The following is an 18,872-nucleotide window of genomic DNA, read 5'->3' as shown; positions in this document are numbered from 1 at the left end:
TTGCTCGAGTGAGCAGCGGGACCGAACGCTCATGACCGAACAAGACGACACCGAGGTGACGACCATGGCGCTGCTCACAGCAGACGACGTCCTCAACAAGAAGTTCCAGCCGACCAAGTTCCGTGAGGGTTACGACCAGGACGAGGTCGACGACTTCCTTGACGAGGTTGTCAACACGCTGCGGGTGGTGACGGGCGAGAACGAGGAGCTGAAGGCGAAGCTGGCCGCCGCCGAGCGCCGCATCGCCGAGCTGACCCGCGAGGGCGGCAACGGCGCGCGCGCCACCGAGGAGGCCGACAAGCGCGAGGAGGAGGTCGTCGAGGCGCCCGTGCGCCCCGTCCCCGCCGCCGCCCCGGTCCAGCCGGCCCCGGTGCAGGCCGCCCCTGTCGCTCCGCAGGCCGCACCGGCCGGCGGCTCCAGCGAGCCCGAGTCCGCGACCGGCATGCTCGCCCTCGCGCAGCGCCTGCACGACGAGTACGTCAACAACGGCCGGGAAGAGGGCGAGCGGATCGTCTCCGAGGCCCAGGCCGAGGGTGCTCGGATCATCAAGGAGGCCGAGGACCAGCACAACCGGACCCTCACCCAGCTCGAGCAGGAGCGTTCGCTCCTCGAGCGCAAGATCGACGAGCTGCGCACCTTCGAGCGTGACTACCGCACGCGCCTGAAGAGCTACCTCGAGTCGCTCCTGAGCAACGTCGAGTCCGGCGCCCCCAAGGCCGAGGGCATCTGACCCCGGACGAGCACGACGGACGGCGGCGACCCCACGGGGTCGTCGCCGTCCGGCGTGCCGGGGCCGACGTGGGAGGATGACCCCGATGGACAGCCAGCCCGAGACGCCGCCCGGGCGCGCCCCGCAGCGGCGCGCCGACGTGCCAGCCCTGACCGACGCGGATGACGACGGCGCTGCCCTGCCCGGCACGGACGTGGCCGCACCCACCGCGGGGTCCGCAGCGGTCTCGCCCACCCGCCGCCGTCGGCTCCTCGGCCTCCTGCTCGGCCTCGCGGCGGGCATCTTCGTCGTCGACCAGGTGACCAAGTACCTCGCCGAGGCGAGGCTCGTGCGCGGCGAGCTCGTGCCCGTTCTGGGTGATGCACTCGGGCTGCAGCTCGTCTACAACCCCGGTGCGGCGTTCTCCTTCGCCACCGGGATGACGTGGGTGTTCACCATCGTGATGGTCGTCGTGGCCGTCGCCGTGCTCCGAGTCGCCCGCCGGCTCGGTTCGACCGCCTGGGCCGTCGCGCTGGGCATGCTGCTGGGCGGCTGCCTCGGCAACCTGTACGACCGGCTGTTCCGCGACCCCGGCTTCGCGGTCGGGCACGTCGTCGACTTCATCAGCTACAACGGCTGGTTCGTCGGCAACGTCGCCGACATCGCCATCGTCGGCGCCGCCGTGCTCGTCGGCTACCTCGCCCTGCGGGGCCAGGAGGTCGACGGCAGCCGCACCGACGACGCCGCCAGGGGAAGCAGAGGGACCGGGACGGTCGCCGATGGCTGAGGTCCGATCCCTCCCGGTGCCGGACGGCCTCGTGGGAGAGCGGGTCGACGCCGCCCTCGCCCGGCTCCTGGGCCTGTCACGCACCCGCGCCGCCGAGCTCGCCGCCGCCGGGGGAGTCACCCTCGACGGCCGCACCCTCGGCAAGGCCGACCGGCTCGTCGCCGGCGGCTGGCTGGAGGTGACCCTGCCCGACGTCGACGCACCGGCACCCGCGCCGGTCGCCGTCGCGGGGATGCGGCTGGTGTACGAGGACGACGACGTCGTCGTCGTCGACAAGCCGGTCGGGGTCGCCGCCCACCCGTCGCCGGGCTGGGACGGGCCGACCGTGGTCGGCGCCCTCGCCGCGGCGGGCCACCGCATCTCGACCTCGGGGGCCGCCGAGCGCCAGGGCATCGTGCACCGGCTCGACGTCGGCACGTCCGGGCTCATGGTGGTCGCCAAGTCCGAGCTGGCGTACAGCACCCTCAAGCGCGCCTTCAAGGAGCGGACCGTCGAGAAGGTCTACCACGCCCTCGTCCAGGGCCACCCGGACCCCACGACCGGCACCGTCGAGGCGCCCATCGGAAGGCACCCCACCGCGCCGTACAAGATGGCCGTGGTCGCCGGTGGCAAGGACTCGGTGACGCACTACGAGACCGTCGAGGCGATGCCCGGCGCCTCGCTCCTCGAGATCCATCTCGAGACCGGCCGCACCCACCAGATCCGGGTCCACATGTCGGCCGTGCGCCACCCGTGCGTGGGCGACGTGACCTACGGCGCCGACCCGCGGCTCGCCGAGCGCCTCGGCCTGACCCGCCAGTGGCTCCACGCCGTCCGCCTCGGCTTCGAGCACCCGAGCACCGGACAGTGGACCCAGGTGAGCAGCGACTACCCGGACGACCTCGCCCACGCGCTGGACGCGATGCGGGAGGGAGCGCGATGACGGAGGTCCTGCACAGCGGCGACGGCGTGAGGGTCGTGCGCGTGAGCGAGCGCGAGGAGCTCGAGCTCGCCTGGGACGTACGCACCGAGGTCTTCGTCCACGAGCAGCACGTGCCCGTGGAGGAGGAGATCGACGAGCTCGACACGGCGGCGAGCACCACGCACGTGCTCGCCCTCGACGAGGTCACCGGCGAGGCGCTCGGCACCGGCCGGCTTCTCTCCGACCCGGGGCACGAGGGGGAGGTGCACCTGGGCCGGCTCGCCGTGCGCGCCGCCGCCCGCGGACGTGGCATCGGCGCCCGGCTCGTGATCGCCATCGAGGGCCTCGCGCTCGCCGGGCACGCGGCGGCGGAGAGCGGCACGCCGGCCCGGCCCGGAGCGACGGGCCCCGGAGCGACGAACGGCGCGACGGGCAACGGCACCTCGGACGATCCCGGGACGCTCCGCGTGCGGGTGGTGCTGTCGGCGCAGGAGTCGGCGATCGGGTTCTACCGGCGGCTCGGGTACGAGATCGTCTCCGGCGAGCGGTACCTCGACGCCGGCATCTGGCACCAGGACATGGCGCACACGGTCATGTCCTGACCGCCGCCGCGCGGTGATTCCCGCCACCCTCGTGGCAGACGGGTCCGGCGCCCTCGCGCCCTCGTGCGCGACCCGCCGACGGCGACACGCCGGTCCGCCGCGGCTCGCCCCGCACCGCCGACGCGCCTGGCCGGAAGCGTCGGTGGCCCCACCTAAACTGGACCGCATGGCTGCTGGCGGATCCGATGACTTCGTCCACCTCCACGTCCACACCGAGTACTCGATGCTGGACGGGGCCGCCAAGCTGAACCCCCTCTTCGACGAGGTGAACAGGCTCGGCCAGCGGGCCATCGCCATGACCGACCACGGCTACATGTTCGGGGCCTTCGACTTCTGGAGCACCGCGCGCGGCGCGGGGGTGAAGCCGATCATCGGCGTCGAGGCGTACCTCACGCCGGGCACGGCGCGGGCGGACAAGACCCGTGTGCGCTGGGGCGACGAGTCCCAGGGCGACGACGACGTCTCGGCCCGCGGGTCCTACACCCACATGACCATGCTGGCCCGCACGACCGAGGGCATGCACAACCTCTTCCGGATGGCGTCCCTCGCCTCCCTCGACGGGCAGATGGGCAAGGCCCCGCGCATGGACCGGGAGCTGCTGACCACCTACGGCAAGGGGCTCATCGCCACCACCGGCTGCCCGTCCGGTGAGGTGCAGACGCGCATCCGGCTCGGCCAGTACGAGGAGGCCAGGCGGGCCGCCGGGGAGTTCCAGGACATCTTCGGCAAGGAGAACTTCTACGTCGAGCTCATGCAGCACGGGCTCGACATCGAGTCGCGCGTGATCCCGGACCTGCTGCGCCTGTCCAAGGACATCGGCGCCCCGCTGCTGGCCACGAACGACTCCCACTACGTCAAGGCCGAGGACCACACGACGCACGACGCCCTGCTGTGCATCAACTCCGGCTCCACCCTGGCCGACCCCAACCGGTTCAAGTTCACCGGCGACACCTACTACGTGCGCTCGGCGGCCGAGATGCGCGAGGTGTGGCGCGACCATCCCGACGCCTGCGACAACACCCTCCTCGTGGCCGAGCAGTGCGAGGTGGAGTTCCACACCGCCGCGCAGGGCGCCAACTACATGCCGCGCTTCGACGTCCCGGCGGGGGAGGACGAGCACTCCTGGTTCGTCAAGGAGGTCGAGAAGGGACTGCACTACCGTTTCCCTGCCGGCATCCCCGACGACGTGCGCAGGCAGGCCGAGTACGAGGTCGGCGTCATCACCCAGATGGGCTTCCCCGGCTACTTCCTCGTCGTCGCCGACTTCATCAACTGGGCCAAGTCCCGCGGCATCCGCGTGGGCCCGGGCCGTGGCTCCGGCGCCGGCTCGATGGTCGCGTACGCCATGCGCATCACCGACCTCAACCCGCTCGACCACGGGCTGATCTTCGAGCGGTTCCTCAACCCCGACCGTGTGTCGATGCCCGACTTCGACGTCGACTTCGACGAGCGCCGGCGCGGCGAGGTCATCGAGTACGTGACCAAGAAGTACGGCGACGACCGCGTCGCCCAGGTCGTCACCTACGGCACGATCAAGGCCAAGCAGGCCCTGAAGGACTCCTCCCGCGTGCTCGGCTACCCCTTCGCGATGGGGGAGAAGCTGACCAAGGCGATGCCGCCGTCGGTCATGGGCAAGGACATCACCCTCTCGGGCATCTTCGACCCCAAGGACAAGCGCTACGCCGAGGCGGAGGAGTTCCGCCAGGTGCATGCCGCCGACCCCGAGGCGCAGAAGATCGTCGCCTACGCCCAGGGCCTCGAGGGCATCAAGCGTCAGTGGGGCGTCCACGCCTGCGCGGTCATCATGTCCTCCGCCCCGCTGATCGACATCATCCCGATCATGCGCCGCCCCCAGGACGGCGCCATCATCACGCAGTTCGACTACCCGACCTGCGAGGGCCTCGGCCTGCTGAAGATGGACTTCCTGGGCCTGCGCAACCTCACCGTGATCGACGACGCGCTGAAGAACCTCGAGATGAACGGCAAGGAGCCCGTCGACCTCGAGACCCTCGGCCTCGACGACCCCAAGACGTACGAGCTCCTCGGCCGCGGTGACACCCTCGGCGTGTTCCAGCTCGACGGCGGCGGCATGCGGACGCTGCTCCGGCTCATGCGTCCCGACAACTTCGAGGACATCTCCGCCGTCGGCGCGCTCTACCGGCCCGGTCCGATGGGCGCGAACTCGCACACCAACTACGCGCTGCGCAAGAACGGCCAGCAGAAGATCGAGCCCATCCACCCGGAGCTCGAGGAACCGCTGAAGGACATCCTCGGCACGACCTACGGCCTGATCGTCTACCAGGAGCAGGTCATGGCCATCGCGCAGAAGGTCGCCGGGTTCACGCTCGGCCAGGCCGACCTGCTGCGCCGCGCGATGGGCAAGAAGAAGAAGGCGGAGCTGGACAAGCAGTTCGCCGGCTTCGAGGCGGGCATGCTCGAGCGTGGCTTCTCCAAGGAAGCCGTCAGGACGCTGTGGGACATCCTCCTGCCATTCTCGGACTACGCGTTCAACAAGGCGCACTCCGCGGCGTACGGGGTGGTGTCCTTCTGGACCGCCTACCTCAAGGCGAACTACCCGGTCGAGTACATGGCGGCCCTGCTCACCTCGACGCAGGACAACAAGGACAAGCTGGGGCTCTACCTCGGCGAGTGCCGCCACATGGGGATCACCGTCCTGCCGCCCGACGTGAACACCTCCGCGGCGAACTTCACCCCGGTCGGGAAGGACATCCGCTTCGGCCTGGCCGGTATCCGCAACGTCGGCGCCCACGTCGTCCGGGCGATCATCGAGACCCGCGAGGAGAAGGGCGACTACACGTCCTTCACCGACTTCCTCGACAAGGTGCCCGCGATCGTGTGCAACAAGCGCACCATCGAGTCCCTCATCAAGGCCGGGGCGTTCGACTCGCTGGGCCACACCCGGCGCGCCCTGGTGGCGGCCCATGAGGACGCCATCGACGCGGTCGTGGACGTCAAGCGCAACGAGGCCGTCGGCCAGTTCGACCTCTTCGCCGGCCTGGGCGGCGACGACGGCGCGACGGCCGGCTTCGCGCCGGACATCCCCGACCTGCCCGAGTGGGACAAGAAGGCCAAGCTGACCTTCGAGCGCCAGATGCTCGGCCTGTACGTCTCCGACCACCCGCTCGCCGGCCTGGAGCACGTCCTCCAGCGTGCGGCGGACACCCAGGTGGCCTCCCTGCTCGAGGACGACGCGAAGCCCGACGGCTCCTCGGTCCACGTGGCGGGGCTGGTGACGTCCCTGCAGCGCAAGATGACCAAGAACGGCAACCCGTGGGCGATCGCCACGGTCGAGGACCTCACCGGCTCCATCGAGGTGCTGTTCTTCCCGCAGACCTTCGCGACCGTCTCCACCGCGCTGGCGGAGGACACCATCGTCACCGTGCGGGGCCGGCTCAACCGCCGCGACGACATCCCCACCATCTACGCGCAGGAGATGACCCTCCCGGACGTCTCGAACGCCGAGGACGGGCCGGTCAGCCTCACCCTGCCGGCGAACCGGTGCACCGGGCCGGTGGTCGAGCAGCTGCGCGGCATCCTCACCAACCACCCGGGGCAGTCGGAGGTCCGGCTGCGGCTGACCAGCCCGGGGCGGCACACCGTGATGAAGCTGGCGGACAACCTGCGCGTCCAGCCCACGCCGGCGCTCTTCGGCGACCTCAAGGCGCTGCTCGGGCCGAGCTGCCTGGTGCACTGAAGTGATGAGCTGACGCACGGAGACACCCTTCGCGTTTAACCGTTGCGTTATTTAACGCAACGTGCGAGCATCTGCTTGTGCACGCGATGGACGCGCTGGGTGACCCGGTTCGCCGACGGATCGTCGAGGAGCTGGCCGCCGGGGACCGCCCGGCGGGCGAGCTCGCCCGGGTGGTGGGCCTGGAGTTCGGGATCAGTCAGCCGGCGGTCTCGCGGCACCTGCGGGTCCTCAAGGAAGCCGGCGTGGTGGCGAGCGAGGTCGACGCCCAACGTCGCCGGTACTCCCTGCGCGCCGAGGCGGTCGAGGACCTCATGGCCTGGACCGACGGCCTTGCGCAGTTCTGGAACCAGCGGCTCGACGCCCTCGAGACCGAGATCGTCCGCGGGCGGGCAGCCCGTCGAAAGGGCTCCTCATGACCGGCACGGACCGCCCGATGAGTCCCCTCGCCGTTCTCGTGCCCGACCGCGGCACCGTGCGCGCTGTCGTCGAGCGCAGCTACCGGGCCGGGCGCGAGGAGATGTGGACGGCCCTGACCCGGCCCGAACGACTGTGCGGCTGGCTCGGGGTTCTCACCGGCGAGATGGCACCCGGCGGGACGTACCGGCTGGCGTTCGGCGACGGTGACGACGAGGTGGTCACAGGCACCGTGCTCACGTGCGAGCCACCTGCCCGGTTGGTGGTGACCTGGGTCCTGCCGGACGGGCACGAGACCGAGGTCGAGGTGGCGCTCGAGGAGGATGCCGACGGCACGACACTGCGGCTGGAGCACCGAGGCCTGCCCGGGGAGTCCGCGCACGGGTACGCCGCGGGATGGCACGTGCACCTCGACGACCTCCGGTCCATGCTCGCCGGCGCCGAACCCGCCGGGACCTGGGCCGAACGGTTCGCCGAGCTGTTGCCGGCGTACCGCAACGCCTCGACGTCGTCCGGCACCGCGAGCCGAAGCACGAGCTGACCCGGACCGGCGACGACGACGGCGGCACGTGGGACGGCGAGCCCTCCGGGTCTGGGCGTCAGCCCACCCGGGCGGCGACCCGGCCGGTCGGCAGATCGACCTCGACCAGCACGCCCTTCGCCAGCTGACGGCCGCGCCGGGTCTCCACCTCGCCGTCCACGGTGACCTCGCCATCGGCGATGAGCTCCCGTGCCTCGGCACCGGAGTCCACGAGGTTGGCCAGCTTGAGGAACTGACCCAGCCGGATGGTGCCCTCGGTGGGGACCGTGGGGACGTCGTCGACACTCATGGTCCGATCCTGCCAGGCGCCGCCGCGGGGGCTGCGGACGTGGGGGCTGCAGACGTGGGGGCTGCACGGTGGGGAACGGCCCACGCGTCCCGGCCGCCTCCACGCGAGCGGCTGGACGGCGCGCGCGGCGGCACAGACGTCCCGGCAGGGGGTCCCTGCCGCCCACCTAGACTGGGCACCATGCTCAAGCGCACGGACCTGCGAGGTCAGACCCTCACCGCGGCCGAGCTGGCCGCCACCCTGCCGCGTGCGGCGCTGGACGTGGAGGGGGCGCTGGAGCAGATCCGGCCGGTCCTGAAGGACGTGCGCGAGCGCGGGGCTGCCGCCCTGCGCGACCTCGCCGAGCGGTTCGACGGGGTTCGCCCGGAGCACCTGCGGGTCCCCGCCGACGCGATCGCCGCCGCCCTGGCGGACCTCGACCCGGCGGTGCGCGAGGCTCTCGAGATCTCGATCGCCCACAACCGCGCCGGGCACGCCGCCCAGCTCCCGCGGGACACCACCACGGAGATCACCCACGGCGGCTTCGTGCACCAGCGGTGGGTACCGGTGAGAAGGGTGGGCCTCTACGTCCCCGGCGGCCTCGCGGTCTACCCCTCCAGCGTCGTGATGAACGCGGTGGCGGCGCAGGTGGCCGGCGTCGAGCAGCTCGCCGTCGCGTCCCCGCCCCAGAAGGACCACGACGGCCTGCCGCACCCGGTGATCCTCGCCGCCTGCGCGCTGCTCGGCGTCGAGGAGGTCTACGCCGTCGGCGGGGCCCAGGCGGTCGGCATGTTCGCCTACGGGGCCACGGTCGCGGACGACGTCGACCGTGCCGACCTCGCCGCGGCCGGCGCCGCCGGCGAGCTGCTCTGCGAGCCGGTCGACGTCGTCACCGGCCCGGGCAACATCTACGTCGCCGCGGCGAAGCGGGCGGTGATGGGCACCGTCGGCATCGACGCCGAGGCCGGTACCACCGAGATCGCGGTCCTGGCGGACGCCACCGCAGACCCCGCGCACGTCGCCGTGGACCTCATGTCGCAGGCGGAGCACGACCCGGCCGCCGCGTCCGTGCTCATCACGGACTCCCCGCAGCTCGCGGACGCCGTCGACGCCGAGATCGCACGCCGCGTCCCCCTCGCCCGGCACGCGGACCGGATGCGCACCGCCCTGAGCGGGCCGCAGTCCGGCACGGTCCTGGTGAGCGACCTCGAGCAGGGCGTCGCCGTCGCGGACGCCTACGGCGCGGAGCACCTGGAGATCCAGACCGCCGACGCCGGGGGCGTCGCGCAGCGCATCCGCAACGCGGGAGCGATCTTCGTCGGCCCGTACTCGCCGGTGCCGCTGGGGGACTACCTGGCCGGGTCGAACCACGTGCTGCCCACGGGCGGGACCGCCCGGTTCGCCAGCGGCCTCAACGTCATGGCCTTCATCAAGTCGGTCCAGGTCATCGAGTACGGCGAGACGGCGCTGAAGGAGCTCGCCGCCCCGCTGTCCGCGCTGGCCGAGTCGGAGGATCTGCCGGGGCACGCGGAGGCGGTCACCGCCCGCTTCGAGTGATGCGCCACAACCCGCGCTGCCGCTGCTGCGCGCCCGTCGCCCACGTGCGGACGGTCACATGAACGGCTCCGTCCTGCGCGCGCCGGGCATGCCGCTGCTCCTGGCGATGACCGCCCTGGGGTTCGCGGGCTACGCCGCGCTGCTCCCGGTCGCCCCGCTCTGGGTGGTGCGGGGCGGTGCCGATGCCGCAGGTGCCGGCCTCGTCAACGGCGTGCTCATGCTCTTCACCGTGCTCACCCAGCTCGTCGTCCCCGGTGCCCTGCGCCGCCTCGGCTGGGCGCCGGTGCTCGTGGCCGGCATGGTCCTGCTCGGACTTCCCGGGATCGCGCACGTCCTCACGGACGACCTGGCGCCCACGCTGGTCCTGGCGGCGGTGCGCGGCCTCGGGTTCGGGGTGCTCACGGTCACCGGCAGCGCGCTGGTGGCCGAGCTCGTCGAGCCGGCCCGGCGCGGGCAGGCGATCGGCGCCTACGGGCTCGCCATCGCCGGGCCGCAGGTGCTGCTGGTGGCGGGCGCTCCCTGGATCGCGGAGCGGCTCGGCTTCGGGGTCGTCTTCGCGCTGGCGGGACTACCGGTCCTCGGTGTGGTCCCGGCGATCGGGCTGGCCCGGATGCTCCACCACGTCCCCGAGCCGCAGGAGCGCGCGCCCTACCTGCGGCTGCTGCGCCCGATGCTGCTGCTCCTCGGTGTCACGCTGGCGGGCGGTGCGCTGATCACGTTCATGGCGCAGATGAGCAGCAGCGCGCCCCTGACCGTGCTGGCGCTGCTCGTCATGACCACGATGGCGGCGCTGACCCGCTGGCGGGTGGGGCTGCTCGCGGACCGCTACGGACCCCAGCGGTTCATCTGGCCGCTCGTCGTCAACACGGCGGTGGGGATGACGCTCATCGCCTGGGCCGTGCGCGACCCGGAGGCGACCAGCGCGCCGGCCCTCCTCCTCGGGACGGCCGTGGTCGGCGCCAGCTACGGCGCGCTGCAGAACCTCACGCTGCTGGTGACCTTCGCCTCGGTGAGCCGGCCGCACTACGGCTCGGCGAGCGCCGTGTGGAACATCGGCTTCGACGCCGGGACGGGGCTGGGCTCTGTCGTGGTGGGCATGGTGGCCGCGGCGACGTCCTTCAGTGCCGGGATGCTCGCCGCCGGCGCCCTGGCCCTGCTGACCCTCCCTCTGGCGCTGCGCCGCCCGTCCCGCTGACCCCCGCTGCCGGTCCGGCCGGCACCGAGGTCAGCGCTGGGCCAGCACGAAGGGCAGCACCGCCCGTGCGCCGGCGCGGCGGAGCAGCCGGGCGGCCACCGTCAGGGTCCACCCGGAGTCGGTGAGGTCGTCGACGAGGACCACCGACCGCCCGGGCAGTCCCGCCGCGGCCGGCCCGGAGAGGTTGAGGTGCAGACGCCGGTGGACGCCCGCGAGCCGCTGCGCCGAGTTGACGTCGTGGCGACCGGCCGGGACCTGCGGGTCGGGCGCGACGGAGCCGACGACGGGCACGCCGAGAATGGTCGCCACCCCCTGCGCGAGATGCCGCACGAGGTGGGGGCGGGTCGCCGAGTCGACCACGACGACGCCGTCGACCCGCCCGCCGGCGGCGGTGATCTCCTGCGCCCACGTCGTGAGCACCTCCTGGACCGGCCGGCGCAGCGCGGTCGGCAGCAGCCCGTCGCCGCCGTGGAGGGCCTCGCCCTCGGGACCGGGGGAGCCGCCGGGTGCCCTCCCTCCGGCGTCGTCCGCGCCGTCGACGACGCTCGGTGCCTCGACGGGGCCGCCGCCCTGGTCCGTGCCGGACCCGCGCGCCGGCTCGAAGAGCGTGCGCAGCGGGACGGACCAGCCCAGCCCGTCGAGCCGGGCCACCGCCCGGCCGGCCTCGGCGCGTTCGTCCTCAGGGATCTTGCCCCGCAGGTCCACCCCGAGCGCGTCCATCCCGGTGGGCCACTGCCGCCGCGGCGAGATCTCCAGGCCCGGCCGGTCCAGGGCCGCCCGCACCTGCTCCACCGCGCCGGCGTCGACGCCGGCCTCCAGGGACAGGCCGCCGCACAGGTCGCACCGCCCGCACCGCCAGCCGTCAACCAGGTCCGGGTCGTCGAGCTGCCCGCGCAGGAAGGCCATCCGGCAGGCGTCGGGGCCGAGCCGCTGGTAGTCGACCATCGCCTGCTGCTCCTGCTCCCGGGTGGCCTCCACCCGGGCGTACCGCTCGGCGTCGTAGGCCCACTCGGTGCCGGTGGCCTCCCAGCCGCCGCGCACCCGGCGCACCGCGCCGTCGACGTCGAGGACCTTCAGCATCGTCTCGAGCCTGTTCCGCCGGAGGTCCACCTGCGTCTCGAGCCGCGCGGTCGACATCGTGCCGCCCTCAGCCAGCGCGGCGAGCGTCTCGCGCACCGCGGACTCGGGCGGGAAGCCGAGGGAGCCGAAGTAGTTCCAGATGTCCCGGTCCTCCTGGCCCGGAAGGAGGACGACGTCGGCCCGCGCCACACCGCGGCCCGCACGGCCGACCTGCTGGTAGTAGGCGATGGGGGAGGAGGGGGCACCGAGGTGGACGACGAAGGCCAGGTCTGGCTTGTCGAAGCCCATGCCGAGCGCAGACGTGGCCACGAGGGCCTTGACCCGGTTGGCCTTCAGGTCCGCCTCGAGCTGCTCCCGCTCCGCGGTGTCCGTCTGGCCCGTGTAGGCGGCCACCTCGTGGCCGGCCGCGCGCAGCTGCTCGGCCACGCCCTGGGCTGCCGCCACCGTCAGGGTGTAGACGATGCCGGAGCCGTTCCACCGCCCGAGCTGCTCCCCGAGCCAGGCGACCCGGCTCGAGTGGTCCGGCAGGGACAGGACGCCGAGGTGCAGGGAGGGCCGGTCGAGCGAGCCGCGCAGGACCAGCACGTCATCGTCGTGCCGGCCGACACCGAGCTGCTCGGCGACGTCGCGGCTCACCCGGGCGTTCGCCGTCGCGGTCGTGGCGAGGACGGGGATGCCGTCCGGCAGGTCCGTGAGCAGCGTGCGGATGCGCCGGTAGTCGGGGCGGAAGTCGTGGCCCCAGTCGGAGATGCAGTGCGCCTCGTCCACGACGACCAGCCCGGCGCTCGCCGCCAGGCGGGGCAGGACCTCGTCCCGGAAGGCGGGGTTGTTGAGCCGCTCCGGCGAGCACAGGAGCACGTCGACCTCGCCGGCGGCGATCGCCGCGTGGACGTCGTCCCACTCGGTGACGTTCGAGGAGTTGATCGTGACCGCCCGGATGCCGGCGCGGGAGGCGGCGCCGATCTGGTCGCGCATGAGCGCCAGCAGCGGGGAGACGATGACCGTCGGCCCGGCCGGCGGGCGGCCGGCGGCCCCGGCCCGCAGCAGCGCGGTCGCCACGAAGTACACGGCGGACTTGCCCCAACCGGTCCGCTCCACCACCAGGGCCCGGCGGCGCTGGGCCACCAGCGCCTCGACGGCGGTCCACTGGTCCTCCCGCAGTCGGGCGTCATCCCGGCCCACCAGCGCACGCAGCGCGGCCTCGGCCTGGTCGCGCAGCGACGAGGAGCCGGCGGCGCCGGACGACGCCACGGTGGCGCCGGGCGTCCCCGGTGCCGGCACGCCGCGACTCGCTGCGTGCGGGCCCGCCGTCGTCGCGGCTGCGTTCTCAGTCATCGTGCTCCCTCTCCTCGGCCCCTCCACGCTCTCACGAACGGGCCCACCCTCTCCCGGCCCACCCACAACCGCTGCGCGCTGCACGTTGGACGGCAGGCCTGCGCCTGCACGAGCATGGCGCCATGACGCGGCAGGCCGGCACACGCACCACCTGGGACGCCGACGTCTACGAGCGGTTCGCCGCCCACCGCGCCCGGCCCGTCGCGGACCTGCTCGCAAGGGTGGGCGCGGTCGAACCGGAGCTGGTGGTCGACCTCGGCTGCGGCACCGGCGCCTCGACCAGGCCCCTTGCCGCCCGCTGGCCCCGGGCGCGGATCGTCGGGGTGGACTCGTCGCCGCACATGCTGGAGCGCGCCCGCCGCACGGACACGGAAAGGCGCATCGAGTGGGTCGAGGCGGACATCATCGACTGGCGGCTGCCAGGGCGGCCGGACGTCGTCGTCACGAACGCCGTGCTGCAGTGGGTGCCGGGACACCTCGACCTCCTGGCGGGCTGGGTGTCGAGCCTGGCGGCCGGCGGCTGGTTCGCGCTCCAGGTGCCCGGCAACGCCGAGGCGCCGAACCACACGCTGCTGCGGGACCTCGTGGCCGTGCTTCCCGAGGGCCCCGAGCTGACGAGCCTCCTGCTCGGCAAGGGCGGCGCGGCGGACCCGGCCGGGTACGCGGCGGCACTTCACGCCGCGGGCTGCGAGGTGGACGCCTGGGAGACCACCTACCTGCACCTGCTGGACCCGGCCGGCGAGCTGGACAACCCGGTGCTCGAGTGGATGCGCGGCACCGGGCTGCGACCGCTGCTCGGTCGCCTCGAGCCCGCCCGGGAGGCACAGCTGCTGCACCGCTACGCGAGCGCGCTCGCGGACGCCTACCCCCGCTCCGCCATGGGGGTCCCGATGCCCTTCCGGCGGGTCTTCGCCGTCGGCCGGCGCCGGACCTGACGCGGGACGTCGAAGCGCCACGCCGCGTGACACCGGCCACGGCCGTCTCCCGGGCCGGACCACACGCCGGGCGCCGGGCCGGTGCAGCCTAGACTTCCTCCGTGACCACCCCCGCAGAGACCCCCACCGCGGACGTCCGTCTGCCGCTGCGCCCGGGGCTCGAGGGCCTCGAGCCCTACGGCGCCCCGCAGCTGGACGTGCCGGTCCTGCTCAACGTCAACGAGAACCCCTACCCGCCCTCGGAGGCGGTCGTCGCGGACATCGCGGACGCGGTGGCCAGGGCCGCGCACGGGCTCAACCGCTACCCGGACCGCGACTTCCTCGAGCTGCGCACCGAGCTGGCGGAGTACCTGCGCGTGGAGTCCGGCGTCGACGTCGGCGCCGAGCAGGTCTGGGCGGCGAACGGCTCCAACGAGGTCATGCTTCACCTGCTGCAGGCGTTCGGCGGACCGGGGCGGAACGTGCTGTCCTTCGCGCCGACGTACTCGATGTACCCCGAGTACGCCCGCGACACCCTCACCGCCTGGGTCGCCGGGCGCCGCGAGGCGGACTTCACCCTCGACCTGACGCACGTCCGTGAGCAGATCGCGGAGCACCGGCCCGCCGTCGTCCTTCTCGCCAGCCCGAACAACCCCACCGGCACGGCGCTGCCGCTCGAGACCGTGGAAGCGATCTGCGAGGCGGCCGTCGACGCCGGCCCGACCGGTCCCGACGGCGCCCCCACGGCCGCCGTCGTCGTCGTGGACGAGGCCTACGGCGAGTTCCGCCGGGAGGGGGTGCCCAGCGCTCTCACGCTGCTCGGTCGTCACCCGCACCTCGCGGTGTCGCGGACGATGTCGAAGGCGTTCGGCATGGCCGGGCTGAGGCTGGGCTACCTCGCGGCGACGCCGGCCCTGGTGGACCACCTGCGCGTCGTGCGCCTGCCCTACCACCTCTCGGCGGTGACCCAGGCGGCGGCGCTCGCGGCCCTGCGCCACCGCGGCGAGCTCATGGCGCAGGTCGCCTCGCTGCGCGCCGAGCGCGACGCCCTGGTCGGCTGGCTGCGCGACCACGGGCTGGAGGTGGCCGAGTCGGACGCCAACTTCGTGCTCTTCGGTCTTTTCCCGGACCGGCACGAGGTGTGGAATGGTCTGCTGGAGCGTGGCGTCCTGATCCGTGAGGTCGGACCCGAGGGCTGGTTGCGCGTGTCCGTCGGGACGCCGCAGGAGACGGCCGCCTTCAAGGCGGCCCTGGAGGAGGTGCTGGGCTGGTGACCGAGGTGCTCGCGGGAACGCGGACCGCGCGGGTGACGCGCACGACGTCGGAGTCCGACGTCGTCGTCGAGCTCGACCTGGACGGGACGGGGAGGACCGACATCTCGACGTCGGTGCCGTTCTACGACCACATGCTGACCGCGCTGGGCAAGCACTCGCTCATCGACCTCACCGTCCAGGCCACCGGTGACACCCACATCGACGCCCACCACACCGTCGAGGACGTCGCCATCTGCCTCGGACAGGCCCTGCGCCAGGCCCTCGGCGAGAAGAAGGGCATCGCCCGCTTCGGCGACGCGCTCGTCCCGCTCGACGAGGCGCTCGCCCAGGCCGTCGTGGACGTCTCCGGGCGGCCCTACCTCGTGCACTCCGGCGAGCCCGCGGGGCAGGAGTACCACCTCATCGGCGGTCACTTCACCGGCTCGCTGACCCGGCACGTGTTCGAGTCCCTCGCGCACCACGCGAACATCTGCCTCCACGTGCGCGTGCTGGGCGGCCGCGACCCGCACCACATCGTCGAGGCCCAGTTCAAGGCCCTCGCGCGCGCCCTGCGCGCGGCCGTCGCGGTCGACCCGCGCGTCGAGGGTGTGCCCTCCACGAAGGGAGCGTTGTGACCGAACCCGGTGACCCACGCGGTGACGACACCCCGCTGACGGCGGACGACGTCGAGCGGATGCTGCGCGCCCTCGACGACGTCCCGGAGGCGCCCGAGGCCCCGACCGGTCACGCGACCCGCCGCGCCGACGAGGCCGCTGCCGACGACACGGCCGCGGACGACACCGCCCCCGCGGACGACGCCGCAGCCCCTGCGGGTGCGTCCGGCAGCCCGGCCAAGCTCGCCCTGGTCCTCACCCCCGTCGCGTCGGCGCCCGCCCTGGCGGGGCTGTGCGCGATGGCGGGGATCGACGTCGACGTCGTGCCGTCCTCCTCCGGGGCGGTCGCGGCGCTCGAGATCGCGGCCAAGGCCCCCGTCGACGACTGGGACATCTCCCAGCTCCTCGGCGGCGAGGACGGCGGCTTCCCGCCGGAGGCCGAGGAGGTCGCGAAGAACCTCTCGCGGCTCTCGCGGGCCGGCGTGGTGCTGCTCGTGGCGGACCTCGCCACCGACGTCGGTATCGAGTCCGGGCTGTCCGGCCAGATCAGCGCCCGGCGCTACACCTCCGGCGAGCCGGAGGACGACGTGCCGGCCGGGCTCATCCTCGCCGGAGCCGACCAGGTGATCGAGGACCTCATCCTCGGCCGGACCCGGCCCGACCAGGTCAAGGGGCACCAGCGCTCCGGCACCCTCCCGCGGTGGAAGGCGGCCCGCATGTTCGGGCGCGGCCTCCGCCGGAGGAAGCCGTGAGCCGGCGCGTCGTCGTCCTCGACTACGGCTCGGGGAACGTCCGCTCCGCCGTGCGCGCCCTCGAGCGCGTCGGCGCGGACGTCGAGCTCACGGCCGACCCGAAGGCCGTGGCCGAGGCCGACGGGCTCGTCGTACCCGGCGTGGGCGCCTTCGCCGCCGTCATGGAGCAGCTGCGCGCGGTGCGCGGCGACCAGCTGATCGAGCGCCGCCTCGCGGGCGGACGTCCGGTGCTGGGCATCTGCGTCGGCCTGCAGGTGCTGTTCACGGCCGGCGACGAGCACGGCGTGCGCACCCCCGGCCTGGACCAGTGGCCCGGCGAGGTCACGAAGCTCGACGCGCCGGTCGTGCCCCACATGGGCTGGTCCCCGGTCCGCGCCCCCGAGGGCTCCGTCCTCTTCGACGGCGTGGCCGACGAGCGGTTCTACTTCGTCCACTCCTACGCCGTGCAGAGCGACCCGGCCGCGGACCTGACGAGCGACACCCCGCTCGAGCCGCCCCTGGTCACCTGGGCCGAGCACGGCGTGCCCTTCGTCGCCGCCGTCGAGAACGGGGCGCTGAGCGCCACGCAGTTCCACCCCGAGAAGTCCGGCGACGCAGGCGCCCAGCTGCTGCGCAACTGGGTCACGTCCCTGGGCCGCTGAGAAAGAGAGACACATGAGCGCACCGCGCCTGCAGCTGCTGCCCGCCGTCGACGTCGTGGAGGGGCAGGCCGTCCGCCTCTTCCAGGGCGAGGCCGGCTCCGAGACCACCTACGGCGACCCGGCGGAGGCCGCCGCCGCGTGGGTCGAGGACGGTGCGGAGTGGATCCACCTCGTCGACCTCGACGCCGCCTTCGGGCGCGGCTCGAACCACGAGCTGCTCGCGCGGATCGTCGACGAGCTGGACGTGCAGGTCGAGCTCTCCGGCGGCATCCGCGACGACGCCTCCCTCGAGCGCGCCCTCGACTCGGGCGCCCGCCGCGTCAACCTCGGCACCGCCGCGCTGGAGAACCCGGAGTGGACGTCGAAGGTCATCGCCAGGCACGGCGACCGCGTCGCCGTCGGCCTGGACGTGCGCGGCACCACGCTCGCGGCCCGCGGCTGGACGCAGGAGGGCGGTGACCTCTGGGAGGTGCTCGACCGCCTCGAGGCCGACGGGTGCGCCCGCTACGTCGTCACCGACGTGACCAAGGACGGCACCCTGCGCGGCCCGAACCTCGAGCTGCTCCGGCAGGTCTGCGCCCGTACGAAGGCCCCCGTCGTGGCCTCGGGCGGCGTGGCGAACCTGGCCGACATCGAGGCCCTGCGCGGCCTGACCGACGTCGGGCTCGAGGGAGCCATCGTCGGCAAGGCCCTCTACGCCGGCGCGTTCACCCTCCCGGAGGCCCTCGACGTCGCGGGACGGCCGTGACCACCCACCCGGGCGTCCCGTCCGGCCACGCGCCGCACGGCGGCCACGGACCTCACGAGCACGGCCACGACCTCCCGCTCACCGACTCCGCCGGCCAGCCCTGGGCCGGCCGGATGCTGAGGCCGAACCCCTTCTCCGGCGACGACGGGACGGTCCAGCCCGCCATGGCGGCCGCCCTCGCCCGCGAGGACGACGGCGAACGCGTGGTCGCCGTCGTCGAGGCCATGCGCACGGGCCGGGTCATCGTGCCGGTGGTCGCGCACGAGCACCCCGGCACCGACGCGGACGGCAACGTCGCGCCCCACGCGGCCGAGAAGTTCCGGTCCGGCGACCGCAGCGGCGACGCCATGGCGTCCGCCGCCATGGTCTCCGTGCGCACCCCGGACGGCCGGTCGGCGCTGCCGGTCTTCTCCTCCGTCGCGGCGATGCAGACCTGGAACGCCGGCTCGCGGCCCGTGCCCGTCGAGGCCACCCGCGCCGCCCTCTCCGCCGTCCAGGAGAGCGACTCCCTCCTCGTGCTCGACCCCGGCAACGAGGTCACCGTGCTGGTGCCCCGCCCCGCCGTGTGGGCGCTCGCCCAGCAGCAGCCCTGGACCCCGTCCTGGGCCGACCCCGAGCTTCCCGGCGTCGCGGTGGACGCGCTGCGCGGCATCACGGAGCTCGTCGGCGTCCGGCTCGAGCGGGGCGGCACCGCGGAGCTGCGCGTCGTGGTGGCCGTGCGGGCCGGGCTCGACAAGGACCAGCTGCGCGACGTCGTCGGGCGCACCAGCCGCGCGCTGTCGGACCACCCCGTGCTGCGCGAGCGCGTCGACTCCCTCGAGCTGGCACCGACGCAGGTCGCCTGAG

At 73.5% G+C, this 18,872-nt stretch carries 18 protein-coding genes; 16 read left to right on the top strand and 2 right to left on the bottom strand.

Annotated elements, in window-relative coordinates; all coding sequences use genetic code 11:
• The first annotated feature begins 64 nt into the window (after positions 1 to 64).
• From ATJ97_RS04260 to ATJ97_RS04230, 7 genes are all read left to right on the top strand, one after another.
• The gene (locus tag ATJ97_RS04260; protein ID WP_211287308.1) at positions 65 to 730 is read left to right on the top strand and encodes a DivIVA domain-containing protein; all 666 of its coding nucleotides are present in this window, start codon (positions 65 to 67) and stop codon (positions 728 to 730) included.
• Between the two features lie 85 nt (positions 731 to 815).
• A complete protein-coding gene (locus tag ATJ97_RS04255; protein ID WP_098485218.1) occupies positions 816 to 1,496 on the top strand; it encodes a signal peptidase II in 681 nt (226 codons plus the stop codon).
• Complete coding sequence (locus ATJ97_RS04250; RefSeq protein WP_098482674.1) at positions 1,489 to 2,418, top strand: RluA family pseudouridine synthase; 930 nt, start codon at positions 1,489 to 1,491, stop codon at positions 2,416 to 2,418. Before ATJ97_RS04255 ends, ATJ97_RS04250 begins: the two co-directional genes overlap by 8 nt.
• Positions 2,415 to 2,999 carry a GNAT family N-acetyltransferase gene (locus ATJ97_RS04245; protein WP_098482673.1) on the top strand — a complete coding sequence of 195 codons (585 nt, stop codon included), beginning with the start codon at positions 2,415 to 2,417 and terminating at the stop codon, positions 2,997 to 2,999. Before ATJ97_RS04250 ends, ATJ97_RS04245 begins: the two co-directional genes overlap by 4 nt.
• Before the next feature lie 166 nt (positions 3,000 to 3,165).
• Complete coding sequence (gene dnaE, locus ATJ97_RS04240; RefSeq protein WP_098482672.1) at positions 3,166 to 6,714, top strand: DNA polymerase III subunit alpha; 3,549 nt, start codon at positions 3,166 to 3,168, stop codon at positions 6,712 to 6,714.
• Positions 6,715 to 6,800: 86 nt separating this feature from the next.
• Positions 6,801 to 7,130, top strand: coding sequence for an ArsR/SmtB family transcription factor (locus ATJ97_RS04235; RefSeq protein ID WP_098482671.1), 330 nt, complete (start codon positions 6,801 to 6,803; stop codon positions 7,128 to 7,130).
• Positions 7,127 to 7,669: an SRPBCC family protein gene (locus ATJ97_RS04230; protein ID WP_098482670.1), complete on the top strand. Its 543-nt coding sequence runs from the start codon at positions 7,127 to 7,129 to the stop codon at positions 7,667 to 7,669. Before ATJ97_RS04235 ends, ATJ97_RS04230 begins: the two co-directional genes overlap by 4 nt.
• Before the next feature lie 58 nt (positions 7,670 to 7,727).
• On the opposite strand, the gene ATJ97_RS04225 is transcribed toward ATJ97_RS04230, so the two are convergent.
• Positions 7,728 to 7,958, bottom strand: a complete 231-nt coding sequence (locus tag ATJ97_RS04225; protein ID WP_098482669.1) for an RNA-binding S4 domain-containing protein — start codon at positions 7,956 to 7,958, stop codon at positions 7,728 to 7,730.
• A 180-nt stretch (positions 7,959 to 8,138) separates the two neighbouring features.
• Here ATJ97_RS04225 and hisD point away from each other — a divergent pair, with 180 nt between their 5' ends.
• Together hisD and ATJ97_RS04215 are read left to right on the top strand one after the other, a co-directional pair.
• Complete coding sequence (gene hisD, locus ATJ97_RS04220; protein ID WP_098482668.1) at positions 8,139 to 9,494, top strand: histidinol dehydrogenase; 1,356 nt, start codon at positions 8,139 to 8,141, stop codon at positions 9,492 to 9,494.
• 58 nt (positions 9,495 to 9,552) lie between these two features.
• Positions 9,553 to 10,689, top strand: a complete 1,137-nt coding sequence (locus tag ATJ97_RS04215) for an MFS transporter (protein ID WP_245862109.1) — start codon at positions 9,553 to 9,555, stop codon at positions 10,687 to 10,689.
• 30 nt (positions 10,690 to 10,719) lie between these two features.
• Here ATJ97_RS04215 and ATJ97_RS04210 read toward each other — a convergent pair whose 3' ends face one another.
• On the bottom strand, positions 10,720 to 13,104 hold the full coding sequence (locus tag ATJ97_RS04210; RefSeq protein ID WP_098482667.1) for a RecQ family ATP-dependent DNA helicase: 2,385 nt from the start codon (positions 13,102 to 13,104) through the stop codon (positions 10,720 to 10,722).
• A gap of 122 nt (positions 13,105 to 13,226) precedes the next feature.
• On the opposite strand from ATJ97_RS04210, the gene ATJ97_RS04205 reads away from it, so the two are divergent.
• From ATJ97_RS04205 to ATJ97_RS04175, 7 genes are all read left to right on the top strand, one after another.
• On the top strand, positions 13,227 to 14,039 hold the full coding sequence (locus tag ATJ97_RS04205; RefSeq protein ID WP_098482666.1) for a methyltransferase domain-containing protein: 813 nt from the start codon (positions 13,227 to 13,229) through the stop codon (positions 14,037 to 14,039).
• Positions 14,040 to 14,140: 101 nt separating this feature from the next.
• Positions 14,141 to 15,292, top strand: a complete 1,152-nt coding sequence (locus ATJ97_RS04200; protein ID WP_098482665.1) for a histidinol-phosphate transaminase — start codon at positions 14,141 to 14,143, stop codon at positions 15,290 to 15,292.
• Complete coding sequence (gene hisB / locus ATJ97_RS04195) at positions 15,289 to 15,906, top strand: imidazoleglycerol-phosphate dehydratase HisB (protein WP_098482664.1); 618 nt, start codon at positions 15,289 to 15,291, stop codon at positions 15,904 to 15,906. Before ATJ97_RS04200 ends, hisB begins: the two co-directional genes overlap by 4 nt.
• On the top strand, positions 15,903 to 16,637 hold the full coding sequence (locus ATJ97_RS04190; RefSeq protein WP_098482663.1) for a hypothetical protein: 735 nt from the start codon (positions 15,903 to 15,905) through the stop codon (positions 16,635 to 16,637). Before hisB ends, ATJ97_RS04190 begins: the two co-directional genes overlap by 4 nt.
• Positions 16,634 to 17,278 carry an imidazole glycerol phosphate synthase subunit HisH gene (gene hisH / locus ATJ97_RS04185; protein ID WP_098482662.1) on the top strand — a complete coding sequence of 215 codons (645 nt, stop codon included), beginning with the start codon at positions 16,634 to 16,636 and terminating at the stop codon, positions 17,276 to 17,278. The genes ATJ97_RS04190 and hisH overlap by 4 nt, the downstream gene beginning before the upstream one ends.
• A gap of 13 nt (positions 17,279 to 17,291) precedes the next feature.
• Positions 17,292 to 18,026, top strand: coding sequence for a bifunctional 1-(5-phosphoribosyl)-5-((5-phosphoribosylamino)methylideneamino)imidazole-4-carboxamide isomerase/phosphoribosylanthranilate isomerase PriA (gene priA, locus ATJ97_RS04180; RefSeq protein WP_098482661.1), 735 nt, complete (start codon positions 17,292 to 17,294; stop codon positions 18,024 to 18,026).
• Complete coding sequence (locus ATJ97_RS04175) at positions 18,023 to 18,871, top strand: SseB family protein (RefSeq protein WP_098482660.1); 849 nt, start codon at positions 18,023 to 18,025, stop codon at positions 18,869 to 18,871. The genes priA and ATJ97_RS04175 overlap by 4 nt, the downstream gene beginning before the upstream one ends.
• Position 18,872 lies beyond the last annotated feature (1 nt).

Origin of the sequence: Georgenia soli, assembly GCF_002563695.1 — a bacterium.
In the GTDB taxonomy this organism is placed as follows: Bacteria; Actinomycetota; Actinomycetes; order Actinomycetales; family Actinomycetaceae; genus Georgenia; species Georgenia soli.
The sequence above is the reverse complement of the archived record's forward strand: the minus strand, read 5'-3'. Positions and strand labels throughout refer to the sequence as shown.

Excerpts from the sequence above, each read along its gene's own strand:
- ATJ97_RS04260 (WP_211287308.1), top strand. The coding sequence starts at position 65 with ATGGCGCTGCTCACAGCAGACGACGTCCTCAACAAGAAGTTCCAGCCG.
- ATJ97_RS04255 (WP_098485218.1), top strand. The coding sequence starts at position 816 with ATGGACAGCCAGCCCGAGACGCCGCCCGGGCGCGCCCCGCAGCGGCGC.
- ATJ97_RS04250 (WP_098482674.1), top strand. The coding sequence starts at position 1,489 with ATGGCTGAGGTCCGATCCCTCCCGGTGCCGGACGGCCTCGTGGGAGAG.
- ATJ97_RS04245 (WP_098482673.1), top strand. The coding sequence starts at position 2,415 with ATGACGGAGGTCCTGCACAGCGGCGACGGCGTGAGGGTCGTGCGCGTG.
- dnaE (WP_098482672.1), top strand. The coding sequence starts at position 3,166 with ATGGCTGCTGGCGGATCCGATGACTTCGTCCACCTCCACGTCCACACC.
- ATJ97_RS04235 (WP_098482671.1), top strand. The coding sequence starts at position 6,801 with ATGGACGCGCTGGGTGACCCGGTTCGCCGACGGATCGTCGAGGAGCTG.
- ATJ97_RS04230 (WP_098482670.1), top strand. The coding sequence starts at position 7,127 with ATGACCGGCACGGACCGCCCGATGAGTCCCCTCGCCGTTCTCGTGCCC.
- ATJ97_RS04225 (WP_098482669.1), bottom strand. The coding sequence starts at position 7,958 with ATGAGTGTCGACGACGTCCCCACGGTCCCCACCGAGGGCACCATCCGG.
- hisD (WP_098482668.1), top strand. The coding sequence starts at position 8,139 with ATGCTCAAGCGCACGGACCTGCGAGGTCAGACCCTCACCGCGGCCGAG.
- ATJ97_RS04215 (WP_245862109.1), top strand. The coding sequence starts at position 9,553 with ATGAACGGCTCCGTCCTGCGCGCGCCGGGCATGCCGCTGCTCCTGGCG.
- ATJ97_RS04210 (WP_098482667.1), bottom strand. The coding sequence starts at position 13,104 with ATGACTGAGAACGCAGCCGCGACGACGGCGGGCCCGCACGCAGCGAGT.
- ATJ97_RS04205 (WP_098482666.1), top strand. The coding sequence starts at position 13,227 with ATGACGCGGCAGGCCGGCACACGCACCACCTGGGACGCCGACGTCTAC.
- priA (WP_098482661.1), top strand. The coding sequence starts at position 17,292 with ATGAGCGCACCGCGCCTGCAGCTGCTGCCCGCCGTCGACGTCGTGGAG.